The sequence below is a fragment of the Paenibacillus borealis genome (genome assembly GCF_000758665.1).
GTDB lineage: Bacteria > Bacillota > Bacilli > Paenibacillales > Paenibacillaceae > Paenibacillus_AQ > Paenibacillus_AQ borealis.
In genome coordinates this window covers 4,398,541-4,415,625 of record NZ_CP009285.1, presented here as the reverse complement: position 1 = coordinate 4,415,625, position 17,085 = coordinate 4,398,541, and the positions used below count along the sequence as shown (strand labels likewise).

The window sequence follows — 17,085 nt, the reverse complement described above, 5'->3', positions numbered from 1 at the left end:
ACGGGAGATGAAACTGTGAGCGTAGTACTGGAAGTCAAAGAGGTTAAGAAGGTTTATGGTGTGCAGAACGGTGAGAATTCCACAGTGGCGCTGGATTCGGTCAGCTTTAACGTAGAGAAGGGGGAGTTTATCGGCATCATGGGTCCTTCGGGCAGCGGCAAAACCACATTGCTGAATATCCTGAGCGGCATTGGTAAGCCGAGCTACGGCGAGGTTTATATCGGGGGCAAGAACATCACCTCCCTGGATAAGAATGAAATGGCGCTCTTCCGCAGACAGCATCTCGGCTTTGTCTTCCAGGAATTCAATCTGATGGACAGTCTGACACTGAAGGAGAACGTCATGCTGCCCATGATCCTTGATAAGCGGGACAAAGCGCAAATGGAAGCCAAAAGTGAAGAGATTATGAAGCTGCTGGGCATTGAAGAAATTGCCGGCAAGTATCCCTACAACATTTCTGGCGGTCAGCAGCAGCGGGTGGCGGTCAGCCGGGCGCTCGTGAATGATCCGGATATTATTTTCGCCGATGAGCCGACAGGCAACCTGGATTCCAAGTCCTCCACTGCGGTAATGAAATGCATCGAGAAGATGAACCAGGAACGGGAGAGCACCATCCTGATGGTGACCCATGACGCCTTCGCCGCGAGCTTCTGCAAAAAGATCATCTTCATCAAGGATGGCGCAATCAGCATGGAGATTGTCAGCAGCGGGGTCCGCAAGGAGTTTTTTGATCAAATCCTCGACTGCCTGGCGATCATCGGAGGGGAACGAAATGACCTTTAGAGATGTCACGATTAAGAACTTCAAACGCAATGTGCGGAATTTCTTCTCCTATTTCATTTGCAGCGCCTTTGCGATTACGATCTTTTTCCTCTATGCGGCCTTGCTGTTCAATAACAGCATCCGGGAAGGGGCGACAGAGGATGTGATCCAGATTGTGCTGATGCTGAGTCTGGCTGCACTGACCCTGTTCTCGGTGTTCTTCATCAACTATGCGCATTCCTCGTTCATCAAGTCGAGAAGCAAGGAATTTGCCATCTTTATGTCGCTCGGGATGCATAAGAACGATCTGCAGAAGATTATCCTGCTGGAGAATCTGATTATCAGTGTCTCCTCGCTCATTGCGGGAATTATCACTGGCGCGATCTTTTCACGGCTGTTCCAGAATGTGGCGATCGATCTGCTGGATCTGCAAGGCGTGTCCTACTCACTCAGCGCGGCAAGCTTCATCGTCACTGCGGTTGTATTTACCGTGATTTTTGCCGCCTCACAGATGATTTCAAGTGTAAAGGTCGGTAAGCTGGACATCGCAGACCTGATGAAGGATTCCCGAAAGCAGGATAACCAGGCGAAGACAAGTGACACCCGGCTTGGGCTGGTGGGAGTGGGGCTGGTTGTGGCCTCGATCATCTTCCTGGTGGTAATCTCAAATCACGAAAGTCTGAATACGAATCCCTTTATGATTATTACCTATATCCTGCTTAGCTTCATCGGGATCTACATGGTCATCTCCCATCTTGGGAACACATTGATCAGCTTCCTGAAGAATAAGAAATTCTATTACCGGCATATCCTGTCCATCACCGAAATCAATCACAAATTCAATCAGAACAAGCGGATTATGTTCATTCTGAGCATTCTCAGCGGGATGACAATCTTTCTTGTTGCTTCGCCATTCTCGCTGCTGCAGCTGTCGGAGAGCATCGCGGAACGAAATAAGTATGATATCGAGTATATCTCGGTAGCCGGCGTGCATGTGCTGGAGAGCGGACAATTGGAGCAGGTGCTGAAGCAGTCCTCCGAGCCGCTGAAGTCGATCCAGGAGACCAGCTTCCTGAATCTCAAAATGAATCTGGAAGGAGATAAATACGATATCCTGAAGACGAAGCCGATTGTGTCACAGGACATGTACAACTCTCTGACCGGGGAGAAGGTAACGGTCGGTGCCGGGGAAGTACTTAATATTGTTACGGCCTGGGAGCCGGGCACCCATGGCATTGGCGAAGGGGAGGCGATTCAATTCACGGATGGCACACAAACCTTCAATTACAAGGTGAAATCATCCTATCACGGGGATTGGTTTGCCACAGCGAGCTCTTATCCAACTAGCTCAGGGATTGTAGTAAGCAATGAGGATTACAAGAATATGGAGTCCAAGGTAAGCCCGAATGCAATGGGTACCCACTACGGAATTGATTTTACAGCCTGGAAAGGGACAGAAGGGGTTGTCCAAAAGCTCAAGGATACGCTGAATGCTACGGATAAGGATGGAAGCGGGCAAATGTTTGCGGTAGCCTCCAAAGTGGATGCCTACAAGGAGCTGAAGAAGAACTATTCACTCTTCGTGTTCGTCACCTCGCTAATCGGCGTGCTGTTTTTTGTAGCAGGGGGAATGGTGCTGTATTTCAAGCAATATACCGAAATCGGGAACGCCACCGTCTTTTTCCGCAAGCTGTATAAGATTGGAATCAGTGATAAGGAGATAAGGTCGGTAGTATCGGCAGAGCTGCTCATCACCTTCTTTGTTCCGCTGCTGCTGGGCAGCATCTTCGGCTACTGCTTCATCTATCTGATCACCCACGTCATGAGCGGGTCAGACATCATTGGGGAATTCATGAAGAACACAACGATTGTGGTCGCCATCTATTTCGTATTCCAGCTCAGCTTTTACTTCATTACCAAGCGCAAGTACAGCCAGGAGGTTGTCCGAAAGTTGACCCGTGCGGCATAAGTATTCTTTATTTTAAGTATGGCTGGCAATAAAGCAGGTTAGGAATCATCTCTGATTCTTGGCCTGTTTTTTCATTTTAGGAGGTGTTTATTTCAATTATTGCAGGCTATTCATTTGCCATAAATGAGATTAAATGGTGTATAATCATGGAAAAGGAGGTGATCTCATGGCAGAATTCTTTAATGGGGGGCCCCCCATGAATTCAAATGATCCTGGCGGTCATAAAGCCAACCATGACGTGAATGCGCAGAAGTATCACACCGAAGGACCTCCGGGTCTATGGAGACAGATATCCGATCTGGTTATCGCAGTAGCTGTCATTGCCTTTTTCATTTTAGTGATCATGTGGATCTTTTGATTTGTTTCACCAAAAGCGGCAGTCTAGGGCTGGTTTCACGGTCCTGGTGCATCCGCTTTTTTGTTTGTATCAATCTAAGGAGAAATGGCCATGAACTATAACCGTATAGACCGCACCGTTGAAACGGACAGATTGCTTCTGCGTTTATTTCAACCGGAGGATGCGTACGAAGTTAGAGATTATTGTAATAATTACAATATATACCGGAGTACCTTGACCTTGCCGTATCCGTATCCACTAGAATGCGCTGTGTCCTGGATGGCAACTCATGAGCAGAACTTTGACCTGGACCGGATGTATGAATTTGCGATTACAGACAAGACCAGCGGCCAGTTGTATGGAGCAGTAGGCATTTCTAACCATCAGTCTTATCATAATGGCGAGCTCGCATACTGGATCGGAGAGGCACACTGGGGGCAAGGTTACGGAACCGAAGCGGCCCGGGCAGTTATTGAATTTGTGTTCACAGAAAAGAATTATCACCGGGTATACGCACGCCATTTCGCATCCAATCCGGCATCCGGCAAAATCATGCAAAAATGCGGGATGAGCTATGAAGGTACACTGAAGGATCATATTTACAAGATCGATTCTTATGAGGATATTGTTTATTACGGGATTGTTAATCCAGAGGCGCAGAGATGAGCGAAAGCGAATAAATCAGAGTATCCAACACATACTTACAGATAAATATTCTATTTGTAACAGGAGGATACGCAGGTGGAGGCAGATGCAGTCTTTGAAGGCGGCGGCGTAAAGGGAATTGCTTTTGTAGGAGCCATTGAGGTGATGGAGGCAAGAGGATACACCTGGAACAAACTTGCAGGGACTTCTGCTGGTGCGATCGTTGCAACGTTATTAGCCTGCGGCTTCAACAGTGCTGAAATCAGAGAGCTAATGAACTCGCTGGATTATATGAAGCTGCTTGGACGTACAAGAATGAACAGCCTGCCCATCTTGAACAAAACGCTTCCGTTAGTGATGAAGTCAGGCATTTACAGCAATCACATTTTAGAGCAGGTAATGACCGAGTGGCTGAAGCGCAAGAAGGTTGTAACGTTTGGAGATATTCCCGAGGGAAAGCTTTCGATTATCGCCTCAAATATCAGCAACGGACGAATTGTAGTTTTCCCTAATGATTTGCCTCAATATGGTCTGAAGGCGTCTGATTTCCCCATCGCTGCGGCAGTACGGATGAGCACAACGCTGCCTTTCTTCTTTCAACCTTATATTTGGCATACGCCGCTACAGAAGAAGCCGTACTATATGCTGGACGGAGGAATGCTTAGTAACTATCCGATCTGGCTATTCGACGTAGATGGAGTTCCGCGGTGGCCAACATTTGGTTTCAGACTATCAGAAAAGCGTACGTATGCCCAATCCATAGACATTAATGGACCGCTTTCATTACTCAAAGGGATGTTCAAAACGATGCTGCAGGCTCACGATCAAAGACATGTAGACAAGCATGCGGAAGTGCGGACGGTATTTATTCCCACTGGAAAAGTAACGACGACCAAGTTCGAATTGACGGAAGAGGATAAGCATTTCTTACTTACATCCGGCCATACTGCGGCAGATAAATTCCTCGAGACGTGGGATTTCGAAGCGTACAAGCATAAATTCAGAGAGAATCATGCAGCGATACCAGCTCAGCCTTTCTCGGATGAATTCCAACAGGAGTCCGGGATTTACCATTGAATAAAAGCTACTGCCTCTGAACTCAGAAGCGGTAGCTTTTTTTGATTGAGGTTCACAAATTTGCCAACAGCACCACCGGGCGTATGAAGGTTTTATTAAATCGGTTCAAGAATATAGATACAATACCAAATGATGAGAAAAAAGTTAGTGCGGAGATAAATGAATCCCGCGGCGGAGTAATAGGATTGGAATAGATACAAACCCGATTTCCTCTTGTAGGGCAATCGGGTTTTTGATTACGCATTTGGATTAGTAACCGCTATCTCCTGTAGTTTCGTAACCATAGTCGAAGGTTTCTGTAGTACCGTCATCATATTGAAGAGTAAGCTGGTCAATGATAATCCGATCCAGGGTGTTCTGGTATGTAAAGTCACTGTAAATAAATAAAGTCTCATCAGGCCCAACCGGCCCCACGTATTTAACGAGAAAGTTGCTTTTGCCGCTCAGCTGATCATAAGAAGGATCGCCCACCGGATTATACGTACTGATATGTGCTGTGTAATAATTGATCGTCTTTCCGGTTAGGTTGTAGGCTTCCCAGGTAAGCTTAATAGCATCAGCAGAATTCATGCTGTACTTGAATTCTATTGGTTCTCCAACGCCTTCGCCCGATGGAGTGCCTTCATCCGGCAGATCTTCAAAGTCATAGCCGGCAGAGTCATTATCGATGAGACCCGTATCATTGTCCGAAGGCATATCATCCAGGACGGCTGATTCGGGGGAAGGTTCAGGATCAGGAGCGACGGCTTCAGCAGTAGCAGGGGTATCCTCTGCAGTGCTCGGCGGTAATTCCCCGGTAATGGGACTGCTTGCTAAAGTCTGCCCGTTCAAGCGTGTTTCAACGCTCGGGCCACATAAATCCCCAGCAGAAAAGCTATCATGATAGATAAAACAAAAATGAGGACTAGATTAAAACGACTCAAATTCACACTCCCTTTAATGTTATATATAATACGAACCTACTTATAATGACATGAGTGTTAAGGATTTGACAATATTTTTCTGTAAAATCAGATGGATAACGTCTTCTGCAATGGGCAGGTGAAAAGGAGATAATATAAGATAATGAGAACAGCGACAGCAAAGGAAGAGAACATAGAGTCTTCTAAAAATTTCTATCTAACAAAATCCCCGCTTGCTCTGCTATAACTTTCGAAGGTTCTGATAATCCATCAGTAATCCAGGCTATTACTGTCTCTACGATGGCAGCTCCAAAAAATTTTAGAATTAATTCCTTACTTAATCCTTGATTTATTCCTTCAGTTAATTCTACTTCCCCATCCAGCTCCTCGATTACAAATTTCAGGAACTGACTACGAAAAGCTGGAGCCCCATTACTGGATAATATGGTCGAAAAGAAGGAATAATGGCGCTCAAAGTATTCAAACCATATCAGATTCCCTTCCACAAAACTTAAATCTGCTGCTGATTTGCACAGGTTTCTCAGTTCGTTTAGATGCTCTTCGATGAGCTTATCCAGTAAATCAAATTTATCTGTGTAATGGTCATAAATGGTTCTCCGACCGACATTTGCTTTATCAGAAATGTCTTGTATTGTAATTTGATCGAATTTTTTTTCAGCCATTAGCTCTATAAGGGCATTTTTGATTGCTTCTTGAGATTTTTGTACCCTTCTATCAATCCTGGACATTTTAGTCACCAAGCTTTCTTTAAGTTTCCGTACAATTTCAATGTACTTGTGCAATAACATACAAGTTAGCGTGTTTTGATTATTGAGGATTTCATTTATTCATCTTATATTATATACAGATGTGCGATAACGCATCAACATGCGGATTTAGTAAGAACAAAATGAATTGGAGGAATTAAAGTGGCAAAATTCGAAGAAGTAAAAAATGGTGTTATTTTCCCGGTTGGCGATAAGAATGAAGCGTATGCCCAATATTTTGTAGGACAAAGCTATCTTAAATCTTTGATTGCTGACCCAAAGTTGAATGTTGGGGTTGGTAATGTAACTTTTGAACCGGGATGCAGAAATAACTGGCATATTCATCGTAACGGGTTCCAGCTTTTATTAGTGACCGGTGGAGAGGGCTGGTATCAGGAGGAGGGTAAACCTGCTCAATTCTTGCAGGCTGGGGATGTTATCGTTACCCATGATGGCGTCAAACACTGGCATGGCGCAACCAAAGACAGCTGGTTTGAACACATTGCAATCACTGCGGGTACACCTGAATGGCTGGAAGCCGTATCCGATGAGGAATATAACAAAATTTAACGGGTAATTTTAATAGGTAATGATAAGAAGCTCCCTGTTGTTCATTTAGAAAGGAGGGGCCTTTTTTGGAAAGACCCTATATCATTTTCCATATGCTCACATCTTTAGATGGAAGGATTACCGGTAATTTCCTGGAAGAGGAACGCTCCCCATATTTTATTGAAGAGTATGAAAAAATTCATGAACGGTACGGAAGCACAGCATGGATGTGCGGCAGAATTACCATGGAGGAACACTTTACGCTGGGATATACATTAGAGTTGGCGCATGGAACTCATTCGCCTATCCCTAGAACCGACTATGTGGCACCCACAGCTTATACAACGTATGCGATAGCTATAGACCCTTCTGGTAAATTAGGCTGGACACAAAACTTCATTTCAGCATGGAACGAGAATAGGTTAGATGATCATATTATTGAAGTGCTTACAGAGCAAGTATCTGATGCATACCTTGCTCATCTGCGAAAAATAGGTATATCTTATATTTTCGGTGGACGGGAACAGTTAGATTTTACGGTAGTTGTTCAAAAGCTAAAACATTTATTCTCAATAGACAAACTCATGCTGGAGGGAGGAGGCGTTTTAAACGGGGCCTTTTTGCGTGAACAGCTGATTGATGAATTAAGCTTAGTAATAGTTCCCATCACTGAGGGTAAGTCTGAATCTTTGACACTCTTTGAAACAAAGCCTAATCTTGGTGAGGTTATGCCAGTCAATTTCTTGTTAAAGCACGTCGAGAAACTGAATGACGGCGGATTATTGATAAATTATGTTGCAAATAAGGATTAAGTCACAGCAGGCTAAGGACTGATGGATTCAATTTGATCTTTGAAGTTAACAGGATAGTTCTGTGAAAGAAATAACATGAATCCTGAAGAGACACAATAAAATACATTTGGATGTGAATCATAAATTTGCTGCTGCTCATGGGTTATGCAGAAATTGACAAGAGTTAAATAAATCAGCATCGTAAATGGCCGTATTTACTAAATGAAAAGTGAGCGCCGAAAAGAATAAAGATCTTTAAAAAGATAAAGAGGATTAGCGCAGTAATAAACATTAAAAGTATAACAAGTAAATAAGCCGGCTCAGACACAAAAAAGGCCTGATTTAGGCTGGTCCTGTTTATTCACTTACTACTACTTCACAAAACCCGTATTTTGTACATATGTACATGACTAAGTTAGTCCCTTTATTTTGTAGTTTGATTGGCAGCATCAATCCTTAACGTAGCTAAGTTTGGCTTGCTCTGCCTCTAGCCTGTGGATTCGCACCTTCTGCTTCTGTTCCAGAGGGACTGCTTTCAGCATTTCTTTTTGCTGCCGCTGGTCGCCAACACCCATGACGCTATACTTCTTCAGCCGGGCACATGAGATTACGTAAACACTCTTTGAGCAGGCCGCCTATCTCCTACGATAGATCAATAATCTGTCTTAAAGTTTCATCCTTATCCGAACATTCTAAGGAATGTGTATATATTACTCTGTTACCGGGAAAACGCAGCGAATATTCCATAATCTTGTTTGCGGCTAGCAGCATCTTCTCTTTTGTACTGCAGGCTTCATTTTGTAATATTGACAATACAGTTAGGATATTTTGAATGTGAAATTCTTTTACCAGGTTGAGCATTTCGTCTTTACTTCTGAAAATAATTGATGGCACTTACATCTACATTAGCTTCCTTGGCAATTGCCCGAATCGCGATATTGCAGCTTTTATTCTTTCCCATTGGGTACAGTGCGCGTTCCAGAATACATTCTTCAATATTTTTTAGTTCTCTCATATGATCCCCTCCAATACTTCTCTCTTAGACACTTACACGGATATCCTGCAGGAATTACGGCTTGCCATTGAAATACAAAAGAAACCCAGAGTCTTTAAAAGACCTGGGGTTCTCGACAATCTGAGAAATCCGTTTAGTGTTCCTTCCATGCAGTGAAGTTCAGGCGAGGAATTGCCACGTCTCTGGAATCAGTGGGTTTCCCCGCGGTGCAGAAATTCATCAATCATCGCTTTGTATTTGTCCAGACTGTATACGTTATACATTCGGGAAGAAAGCGTACGGGTGTTTCCAAAGAAAAAGCGCTCAAACTGTTTCTGTCTGCCGCCGAAGGGACCGACACCCAGTTCCCAGGTCAGTCGGAAAAGAGAAATCCGGTCGCAGGCTGATGTATCCTGTCCTTTAAGATAAAGACGGATAAAGTCACCGGCATCAGATTCGAAGTCTGTCTCGGAAGGAAGCATAACAAGGCTGCTGGAACTGATGTCCTGGAGCATACCCAGCATCTCCTGATAAAAAGAGGAATACTGCATCGTAGCAGCAATCAGCGGCTTTTTGGCCGGCACATAATAGCCTTTGGAATCCGGTTCTGCCATAATTTCCGAAGCCAGACGAAGGGATTTCAAATTTTCAAGCATGGTCAAAATCCGGGATATCCGCTCCATAGTAACTGCTTCGAGAGCGATATTCTGTTCATCCGACAATTTAGAGATCAGGCCAAGAAGAAATTCCGTCTTGGCAATGTAACGTGTAAGCACCTGATGACCTGCATGGCTGTGAAAATTCCCTTCGCTGAACAGCCGCTCTCCAATCTCTTCATTCCCTAAGTAAAAGATTCGGTTGCGTGGTATGAACACGTGATCGAAGATAACCATGGCGTCCATTTCTTCAAATCTGCTGCTCAGCGGATGATCATAATGAGATGAGCCTGAATAACTCTCACGACAAATGAAGGTCATCCCTTCCAGATCATTGGGAACGGCAAATGCAAAGGCATATGGATTATCCGGTTCCAGCATGGAAGGGAGAGGTGAAGGGAACACCAGTATTTCATCACAGGTTGCTGCCTGCGTAGCCATCATAAAAGCACCGTTTACCACAATTCCGTTCTCCTTGCGATCGATAACTTTAGCTGTAATTGAATCATCAACCTCGTCCACCAGTTCGGACAATCGGCTGGCAAACGGTTGAATGAATGCATGGGATAATGTGATGTCCTGACTGCGGCAGTATTCATAGTACTTTTTGAGATTATCTTCATATTCCGGATTGTATTCTTGTAACAGATGAGCCGCGGTATATAAAGACATCAGCGTCGTATTCATATAATCTGGTGATCTCCCTAAAAACCCATGGTGCTTCTCTGCCCACAATTCCATCATGATTCTCCTGCGAACTAGGTCTTCCTTGCTTCTTGGTGCCAGGAAGGAAAGTCCGTAACGCTCCCCGTCAGTCCCGCTTTGAAAGGTCATTTGTTCCATGATTTTCTTCTGATGCTGCATATCATACATTTCAGCTTGGGTCTTTATTAATCCGTTGAAAGCAGGATGGCTGGATAAAGGCCTTTTGATGGTTTTACCTTGATACCATATATTGATTTGCTGGCGGTTGATACGATCGGTATATTCTTTGCCGTTCTTAATTGCCATAGCCCACCACCCCATTCATGAACATTCAACGGGTCAACCAATTTGACTAATCCAGTTTCTCTAAAATACGTTGTACCGTTAAAAGAAGTACATTGTCCATGTTCAAACATTTACTTTCCATATAAAAGAGGATTATCGGATATAACGCCAGTAGTCAATTTTCCTTCACGCATATCTTCCTCTTGACCTACTCTCAGGTTAGTTCCAATCACATTAGTATACTTTAACTTCACTATTATCTTAAGGTACAGTCTCGTCATTACTCTGAGACATTACCTTTATGATCATGATAGCTTTCTTCATCCAACCTCGAGTCAAACATATTACTTAGCACAAATAACTTTAGATTATTATCAAATCGGCAATGGGATCAAGTTCTTGTCCTCCTACATTTGACAACACAACAACATGTTTGTGAACAAGAATATAGTCCCTTGTAGGACAAGAACTTAGTCCCATTGCCGACAAAGCCCCTATTCTAGCCATAAAAAAACAACTCAATTGGAGTTGTTTTTAATAATCATGCTTCTTAATATATGAACTTACGTAATTAATCAGTTGATAATTTTTGGATAATCCATGGATATCCGTGCCGGTACATATGATTTCATTTTTTAAATAGAAAAACATCAGACAAAATCGATATGACCATTGTTCTTGAATCCACTCCAATGTATCTTTATTTACCTAATTCCCCTACCATCATATTTGGCTCAAGGCATACAGACATTACGCTGTGATCCAAAGACCAGCCATGCAAAATAACTACCGGGAATCCTTCACCTACAATTTTGCATTAATGGACAATGAAATACACAGCCTTTCCCGTTGTTGGGTTGATTACGACACTCCATCCATCAAGTCAACAGGCATAACTCTCGCTTGCCCGGAAGACAACAACTGCTTGGATCACTGCAGCCCTCACTCTCTCGACGACGTTTCTGTCCAGCACTGCAGGAAATGGTGAATCCGGTGGTGTCCTTCATCTCCATGAGAGGAATGCCCAATCTCCAACAATCGGTCTGTCTGGGACCATCTATCGGATCAAAGGAGACTCTTCCTCCATGGGCTGCGAGATAAGAGATTTGCTCCCCGATATGACCGATAATGTGTTCAGTGGATACTCCGCGGTTGAACGTAGCCGCATGCGCTGAGAAGAAGCCCAGTCACACCCAAATCAAGAGCGCGGTCAAGCATTGATCTCCAATCGGCATCTGCCTCGGCAATCATGATTTCCGTCTCCACATCCAGGTTCGCTTCATCTATCGCCTTAAGAATCAACTTGATGTCTTGAGTATTAGCGGTAGTCCCGATTTGAATCTAAGTGCATTAAAATGATTTATCAGTTCAAGATTGGCTACTCGCTCGGCTGAGTCTCTGCCTTCCGCATCTTCACCATGCTCCCTGTACCAGGCATGTCAATAAAAAATAATGACAAAATCGTAATCTTTTTTTAATAAACGGCTTGTAAGCCTTGAAGGAGAAGTGAAATCGCAGCCATTAGCAATTAATGTTAATAAATTCTGTGTTAGAGTTGAATCAGACAATTAACCAGACTGCAACAACAGGAGGTAACATATGAATACAATTCACGGCACAAGACGTTTCCGCAACTTAAGTATCGTAGTCAGCTTAGGTATGGTCTTGCTTACTGGCGCAACCGGCTTGATCGGCAGCAGCAGTACAGCATATGCGGCAACAAGTACATCTGCCTCAGACTCCGCATCTACGAGCGTTGCCGATCAGGTCATTGCAACAGGATTGAAATATCAGGGCGTCCGCTATGAATACGGTGCAGAGTCGGGGGATTCGAGTTCTTTTGACTGCTCTTCATTCACGCAGTTTATTTTCGAACAAAATGGAATCACACTCCCCCGTTCTTCCAAAGACCAGTCTACAACTGGAACATTTGTGTCAAGAAATGAGCTTCAGCCTGGCGATCTTGTATTTTTCTATTCCCCGATTCATCATGTAGCGGTATATATGGGCAACGGTAAAATACTTCATACGTACGGAGAAGATGGAGTGACCATTACTGCTCTGGATACAGGCTGGTGGGATTCACATTATACAACAGCACGCCGCGTATTACCTGCTAACGGACAAGCTGTTTCAGATAGCGGATCTGCTACTCCGGACACACTCTCCCCAACTTCTCCTTCCGCTGATTCGTCTCAGGATCAGACGATCGGTGATGCTTGGGATTGGCTTAACAGTATTAAATAAGCTGCTTAATCATAAGAAAAAAGAATTTATCTTAAACGTTGGAGTATGCAGTTTTACTATAATATGAAAACTCCTTAACCGTGTACTTGGTGAAGGAGTTTTTAGTGTGAAGCTTTACAAAAATGAATTAGCGCTGAATTAAAAAACTCCGGAAACTCCATGTTGTACCCTAAGCGTCAAATGAAACCCCGCGGGTAAACTCATTTTTTTTGCTCTTTATTTAATTTGGCTGCTTCAATTGTAATGACTGGCATAAAAACTCCTTTAGGTGAAAAACGAGTTATAAATGGCCTCTACAGAAAATAGTGAGGTCAACGTACGGCAAGTGGCGCAACTTTAAGTTCGATGCACAAGTAAAAGTTTGTCAATGTTAACAGCAATACGATTTTTTGTGCTAATGCATCGAATTTTCCCACTCGCCTTTGACCTCTACGCCGGTCTCTTTTGCTGCCGCTTCAAGATCGGTGATTTCTTGCTCGGTCAGACTGATTTCTGCTGCTTTTATAGCATCCTCAATGTGGGAAGTTTTCGTAACGCCGATAATCGGCACGGTTCCTTTCGCCATGGCCCAAGCTGTTGCAATTTGTGCAGTGGATGCATTGTGTTTACTTCCGATGTTTCTCATAGCTAAAATTAAGCCTTCCAGCTTGGTGAGCGTGTCAGAATCAAATGCTTCGCCTCTACGGGTACCGCTTGGTAAAGGATGTTGCGCACTGTACTTGTCAGTCAATGCCCCTTGTTCCAAGACCATATATGAAAAGAACACAATATTTTGCTCTTTGCAGTAATCTATAATTCCTGCTTCTTCTGATGAACGGTACAGCAGACTGTAATGGTTTTGTACTGCTGAAATTTCCAGTCCTTCTTCCGCCAAGATACTGGCTGCCAATTTGATTTCTTCCAGATTATGATTAGAGACACCGGCATATTTTACTTTTCCGCTTTTCATCAGAGGGATCAGTTTTGACGTCCATCTTTTCACATCTGCCGGATTGTGGATCCAATAAATGTCTGAATGCTCAACACCAAGCCGATTTAAGCTTCCGTCCAAAAGTTCCTCAACCGTGTTGTCATTATTACCGGCCATTTGAGGTGTGAATTTCGCTGAGATCAGTACATCATTGCGGCCTTTAGTGAAGCTTCCCAAAATAGTTTCTGAAGCACCCATTCCGTATACAGCTGCTGTATCCCATAGATTGAATCCGGCATCCATCGCGGCTTCAAATACCGGCTTCAGATCCGCTGCCGAAAGGTGATTTCCAAAAATGGCATCACCGCCGGCTGAGCCGGTACCCCAAGACCAAGTACCAAGAGCGATTGAAGGAATCATCTCATTTTTCATTTTCACCAATTTCATTATCGTTCACGCCTTTCTATTCTGCGGCTGGTTTCAGTGCATGTTCCAAATAGTCTTTCACAGTTTGTTCCATTTGTTCAACGGTTAACTGCATGACTCCAAAGGCTGCGTAAGGTGTCAAATAACGTGTACCAATCATGTTGCTTGTTGCATGGAACGGCCGAAGCAGTTCTGTAAGAGTGAAGCTGAACGCACCTTCAGCCGTATAGGAGTCTTCTGAAGCACCTACGCTAACGGCAAGCAGGAGTTCTTTGCCATGCAGTTTGTTTCCTGTGCTTCCATAAGCCCATCCGTAAGTGAGTACAGTATCCTGCCATTTTTTCAGCAATGATGGTGAGCTGTACCAATAAATAGGGAATTGCAGAATGACCCGATCATGCTGCTCCATCAACTTTTGCTCGGCAGCAACGTCGATTTCCTCATTGGGATATGCTTCATAAACGCGGTGAATCGTTACATCAGACTGTTTCTCCATTTCTTCAGCCCAGCGGCGGTTGAGACGGGAATCAGCCAGATTAGGGTGGAATACAAGGACCAGTGTTTTCATATGGTATCTCTCCTTATTTCTTTTAGTGGATCAAGCTGTATTGCATGAATTAAGAATATCAAGAAAGACCCATTGTTTCTTTGCTGACAGGCCCATTTCATTTGTTCATTTAGCCCAAATATTTTGATATAAAAAAACGTTTCACGGAAACAACCGTGAAACGTTATACGACTGAAGTGCGTTTTTCAGGTTTTCATTAGCTTGTACTTACCCTGTTCTTCACTCTATCGTCCCTTAGCCTGGATTGTTGTCTATATTCCGACGGAGACTGTCCAAACCGAAGCTTGAACACTTTGGAGAAATGAGCGATGTTTTCGAATCCCACGGAGTAACAGATATCAGTGACGGAAATCGTCGTTTCTAATAAAAGGTTCTCGGCTTTATCAAGCCTCCGGTTGCGAATCCACTTCAACGGAGATGTATCATACGTTGCCTGGAAATCACGCTTGAACGTAGACAGGCTTCTTCCCGACAAATAAGCCAGATCGTGAAGAGAAACTGGATTAGTGAAATTCTCCTCCATGATTTTACCGATACCGGTACTGTCATTATTGCCCGGCTGCAGCAACTGGTATAGAAATCGTTCATTTGAATCTGCAATATGAAACAGCAGCTCCATTAACTTGACTCGAACCAAGCCGTCGTTGATATGATCCGGTTTGTCGAAATAAGGTTTTAAGGATTCAATATAAGATGTAATGAGGTTATTGACTGGAATAATGGACACCGGAACTATATCGCTCACGGGGTAGATGGGCTTCATCTCTGCGAACTTGACGAAATCCTCCAACGTTTTTTCGTTTAGAAAAAACATCATATAATCAAGTAAGTACTTGGAACCAGGTTCCCCTGATTTCTCGTATTCAATCACAATCGATTTGTGCAGGAACACCATCTCATTACTACGTACAGTATACTTCTGGTCTCTGAAACGAACAGTATATATCCCTGACTTCACGTACAGCAAAAGGTGTTCCTTCAGAAAATAGGATCCTATTCTGCCTTGGGTGTGCAGGCAAAATGTAATGACAGACATCCCATTTAGTTTTAAGTTCCCGTTTTGGTCTGGCGCGTTGTCCAGTTGCTCGGGCACTCTGATTAATCTACCTGTACTTTTCGATTTAGGTGAACCTACGTTTTCTTGGGCTTCCATTTCCATTCAGTTTCCCCTCTAATCCATTCGTTCAATTGTAACTGTAAAAGCCTCATTCATACCTGCAAGGGCTTCAATTCCGGAATCAATGCTGCCTAATGGAATCAGTCCGCTGGAGTATCCAAAATCCTTATAAAATATAGCTATATTACTTCCTTTCATTTTGACGGCCAAGGCGCATAAGAAATGGATACCATGTCGCCGCGCAGAAAATCATTGTTGTCTGTGATCGCTGGCAATAGACCAAGTTCATCCGCTGCATCTATTGCTGTCTGATACGAAAAGTCATTTCCATAACCCAGCGCGCGCAGCACAAAGGTAGCGTACATCTGAAGACTGCATAACCCGCCGGGATTAAACTTGTCGCGACTAATGCCTTGGGTAAAGTTTGAGCTGTACATATAAGCAACAGCAGCATCTGCCCAGGCGGGTACATCGGTAAAAGGATGGCTGTATCTGCCCTCCCTCGCTTCATTTTTCTGCACCTAGCAGACGGACCATTATGACCGCCGCCTGAGCCCGTGTAACCTGCTGGTCGAGCTCATAACCATTATTAGTGCCTTGAAATAATCCCAGGCTATGGAGAGTATCTGCCTCAACATTGTTGTCAGCGGCATAAGTAGTTTGTCCGAGAATGCCTGATATTAGAACTATGACGAGTACAACGGCAATTCGTTTTAAGTATTATTTCATTTAAATCCTCCCGTTACTAGCTCAGTCTGCAAGTGACCATGAAACCTGTACATAATCTGAACCAAGAGCAATAGCAAGGTTGGACGGATCGTCCACCTTTCCCAGCAGTACATAACCGCCGTGAGAATTAGAGAAGGTTTGATAAAAAAGCACCAGAGTGTTTCCTGACCAGATCATAATATCACCGGCATGAATGGTTGCAGGACGCTCCGCAGATGGAGCAGGAAGATCCTCAGACAGATTATAATACTTCTCGAGTCTATTGAGTTCATTCATCCGGAGGGTCAAAGGAAGTTGTGCGACTAACGCCTGAGATGTTTCGTTGTCATGAAGTGTTGCTGTAAATGTAGTGCTGCCTACAGTAATATGGATGGGAATTATGCCGGTTTTCATGGAATCATTACCCCCTGTTTCATCTAATGCGATCTCCGAAGGTAATGCAGATGGTGGTAGTGTTAAAGTCGGTGCGCTCTCCGCAGGTACTTGTGAATTTGTACTTTCCGCGCTTCCGCCGGGAAAAGCAGAGTCGGAATATTGTTCATTATGTGTTTTACTGCAGGCTGCCAATGCAAATATAAACCAAGTGCATAACAGTACACTTAAGACTTGACGCATGTTGCACCTCCTTTCAAAAAATTACCCGTTCGAG

The 17,085-nt window shown here is 43.8% G+C and carries 18 protein-coding genes and 1 pseudogene; 8 read left to right on the top strand and 11 right to left on the bottom strand.

All coding sequences use genetic code 11. The features are described 5' to 3' along the window. Nucleotides 1-15 precede the first annotated feature (15 nt). The 5 genes from PBOR_RS18550 to PBOR_RS18530 all read left to right on the top strand — a co-directional run bounded on the left by PBOR_RS18550 (nucleotide 16) and on the right by PBOR_RS18530 (nucleotide 4,790). A complete protein-coding gene (locus tag PBOR_RS18550) occupies nucleotides 16-783 on the top strand; it encodes an ABC transporter ATP-binding protein (RefSeq protein ID WP_042214150.1) in 768 nt (255 codons plus the stop codon). Then, the gene (locus PBOR_RS18545; protein ID WP_042214147.1) at nucleotides 773-2,731 is read left to right on the top strand and encodes an ABC transporter permease; all 1,959 of its coding nucleotides are present in this window, start codon (nucleotides 773-775) and stop codon (nucleotides 2,729-2,731) included. The genes PBOR_RS18550 and PBOR_RS18545 overlap by 11 nt, the downstream gene beginning before the upstream one ends. Nucleotides 2,732-2,927: 196 nt before the next feature. Next, the gene (locus PBOR_RS37415; RefSeq protein ID WP_167549550.1) at nucleotides 2,928-3,089 is read left to right on the top strand and encodes a hypothetical protein; all 162 of its coding nucleotides are present in this window, start codon (nucleotides 2,928-2,930) and stop codon (nucleotides 3,087-3,089) included. Between the two features lie 90 nt (nucleotides 3,090-3,179). After that, on the top strand, nucleotides 3,180-3,734 hold the full coding sequence (locus PBOR_RS18535; RefSeq protein ID WP_042214143.1) for a GNAT family N-acetyltransferase: 555 nt from the start codon (nucleotides 3,180-3,182) through the stop codon (nucleotides 3,732-3,734). Nucleotides 3,735-3,809: 75 nt separating this feature from the next. Then, nucleotides 3,810-4,790 carry a patatin-like phospholipase family protein gene (locus PBOR_RS18530; protein ID WP_042214141.1) on the top strand — a complete coding sequence of 327 codons (981 nt, stop codon included), beginning with the start codon at nucleotides 3,810-3,812 and terminating at the stop codon, nucleotides 4,788-4,790. 249 nt (nucleotides 4,791-5,039) lie between these two features. On the opposite strand, the gene PBOR_RS35555 is transcribed toward PBOR_RS18530, so the two are convergent. Continuing rightward, nucleotides 5,040-5,621 carry a hypothetical protein gene (locus PBOR_RS35555; RefSeq protein ID WP_052429545.1) on the bottom strand — a complete coding sequence of 194 codons (582 nt, stop codon included), beginning with the start codon at nucleotides 5,619-5,621 and terminating at the stop codon, nucleotides 5,040-5,042. 274 nt (nucleotides 5,622-5,895) lie between these two features. Further along, a complete protein-coding gene (locus PBOR_RS18520) occupies nucleotides 5,896-6,441 on the bottom strand; it encodes a TetR/AcrR family transcriptional regulator (protein WP_042214139.1) in 546 nt (181 codons plus the stop codon). Between the two features lie 180 nt (nucleotides 6,442-6,621). Here PBOR_RS18520 and PBOR_RS18515 point away from each other — a divergent pair, with 180 nt between their 5' ends. Both PBOR_RS18515 and PBOR_RS18510 read left to right on the top strand, forming a co-directional pair. Next, entirely contained in the window at nucleotides 6,622-7,029 is a 408-nt protein-coding gene (locus PBOR_RS18515; RefSeq protein ID WP_042214137.1) for a cupin domain-containing protein, read from the top strand. A gap of 65 nt (nucleotides 7,030-7,094) precedes the next feature. Then, nucleotides 7,095-7,820, top strand: a complete 726-nt coding sequence (locus tag PBOR_RS18510; protein ID WP_042214134.1) for a dihydrofolate reductase family protein — start codon at nucleotides 7,095-7,097, stop codon at nucleotides 7,818-7,820. Between the two features lie 847 nt (nucleotides 7,821-8,667). Here the strand turns inward: PBOR_RS18510 and PBOR_RS37025 are convergent. The 3 genes from PBOR_RS37025 to PBOR_RS37730 form a co-directional block, all read right to left on the bottom strand. Continuing rightward, a complete protein-coding gene (locus PBOR_RS37025) occupies nucleotides 8,668-8,814 on the bottom strand; it encodes a hypothetical protein (protein ID WP_157764070.1) in 147 nt (48 codons plus the stop codon). Nucleotides 8,815-9,002: 188 nt separating this feature from the next. After that, nucleotides 9,003-10,460: a 4-hydroxyphenylacetate 3-hydroxylase family protein gene (locus tag PBOR_RS18500; protein WP_042214131.1), complete on the bottom strand. Its 1,458-nt coding sequence runs from the start codon at nucleotides 10,458-10,460 to the stop codon at nucleotides 9,003-9,005. A 1,113-nt stretch (nucleotides 10,461-11,573) separates the two neighbouring features. Next, nucleotides 11,574-11,741: a hypothetical protein gene (locus PBOR_RS37730; RefSeq protein WP_218918840.1), complete on the bottom strand. Its 168-nt coding sequence runs from the start codon at nucleotides 11,739-11,741 to the stop codon at nucleotides 11,574-11,576. Nucleotides 11,742-12,038: 297 nt separating this feature from the next. Here PBOR_RS37730 and PBOR_RS18495 point away from each other — a divergent pair. Continuing rightward, nucleotides 12,039-12,551 (top strand): annotated as a pseudogene (locus tag PBOR_RS18495) (C40 family peptidase); the annotation flags it as partial. Between the two features lie 529 nt (nucleotides 12,552-13,080). On the opposite strand, the gene PBOR_RS18490 reads toward PBOR_RS18495, so the two are convergent. The 6 genes from PBOR_RS18490 to PBOR_RS36335 all read right to left on the bottom strand — a co-directional run bounded on the left by PBOR_RS18490 (nucleotide 13,081) and on the right by PBOR_RS36335 (nucleotide 17,051). After that, a complete protein-coding gene (locus tag PBOR_RS18490; RefSeq protein ID WP_174479821.1) occupies nucleotides 13,081-14,043 on the bottom strand; it encodes an aldo/keto reductase in 963 nt (320 codons plus the stop codon). A 16-nt stretch (nucleotides 14,044-14,059) separates the two neighbouring features. Next, nucleotides 14,060-14,590, bottom strand: a complete 531-nt coding sequence (locus PBOR_RS18485) for an NAD(P)H-dependent oxidoreductase (protein ID WP_042214129.1) — start codon at nucleotides 14,588-14,590, stop codon at nucleotides 14,060-14,062. A 196-nt stretch (nucleotides 14,591-14,786) separates the two neighbouring features. Continuing rightward, nucleotides 14,787-15,749, bottom strand: coding sequence for a helix-turn-helix domain-containing protein (locus PBOR_RS18480; protein WP_245647823.1), 963 nt, complete (start codon nucleotides 15,747-15,749; stop codon nucleotides 14,787-14,789). 12 nt (nucleotides 15,750-15,761) lie between these two features. Beyond that, entirely contained in the window at nucleotides 15,762-15,905 is a 144-nt protein-coding gene (locus PBOR_RS37410; RefSeq protein WP_174479820.1) for a cyclophilin-like fold protein, read from the bottom strand. Then, nucleotides 15,902-16,228 carry an S-layer homology domain-containing protein gene (locus tag PBOR_RS18475; RefSeq protein WP_042214127.1) on the bottom strand — a complete coding sequence of 109 codons (327 nt, stop codon included), beginning with the start codon at nucleotides 16,226-16,228 and terminating at the stop codon, nucleotides 15,902-15,904. The genes PBOR_RS37410 and PBOR_RS18475 overlap by 4 nt, the downstream gene beginning before the upstream one ends. A 229-nt stretch (nucleotides 16,229-16,457) precedes the next feature. Then, nucleotides 16,458-17,051, bottom strand: coding sequence for a cyclophilin-like fold protein (locus PBOR_RS36335; protein WP_042214124.1), 594 nt, complete (start codon nucleotides 17,049-17,051; stop codon nucleotides 16,458-16,460). Between the last annotated feature and the right edge of the window lie 34 nt (nucleotides 17,052-17,085).

Bases quoted from the DNA above. Each gene is read 5' to 3' on its own strand.
- PBOR_RS18490 (WP_174479821.1), bottom strand. From the start codon at position 14,043: ATGAAATTGGTGAAAATGAAAAATGAGATGATTCCTTCAATCGCTCTT.
- PBOR_RS18480 (WP_245647823.1), bottom strand. From the start codon at position 15,749: ATGGAAATGGAAGCCCAAGAAAACGTAGGTTCACCTAAATCGAAAAGT.
- PBOR_RS37415 (WP_167549550.1), top strand. From the start codon at position 2,928: ATGAATTCAAATGATCCTGGCGGTCATAAAGCCAACCATGACGTGAAT.
- PBOR_RS18545 (WP_042214147.1), top strand. From the start codon at position 773: ATGACCTTTAGAGATGTCACGATTAAGAACTTCAAACGCAATGTGCGG.
- PBOR_RS36335 (WP_042214124.1), bottom strand. From the start codon at position 17,051: ATGCGTCAAGTCTTAAGTGTACTGTTATGCACTTGGTTTATATTTGCA.
- PBOR_RS18500 (WP_042214131.1), bottom strand. From the start codon at position 10,460: ATGGCAATTAAGAACGGCAAAGAATATACCGATCGTATCAACCGCCAG.
- PBOR_RS37025 (WP_157764070.1), bottom strand. From the start codon at position 8,814: ATGAGAGAACTAAAAAATATTGAAGAATGTATTCTGGAACGCGCACTG.
- PBOR_RS18535 (WP_042214143.1), top strand. From the start codon at position 3,180: ATGAACTATAACCGTATAGACCGCACCGTTGAAACGGACAGATTGCTT.
- PBOR_RS18485 (WP_042214129.1), bottom strand. From the start codon at position 14,590: ATGAAAACACTGGTCCTTGTATTCCACCCTAATCTGGCTGATTCCCGT.
- PBOR_RS18520 (WP_042214139.1), bottom strand. From the start codon at position 6,441: ATGTCCAGGATTGATAGAAGGGTACAAAAATCTCAAGAAGCAATCAAA.
- PBOR_RS37410 (WP_174479820.1), bottom strand. From the start codon at position 15,905: ATGAAAGGAAGTAATATAGCTATATTTTATAAGGATTTTGGATACTCC.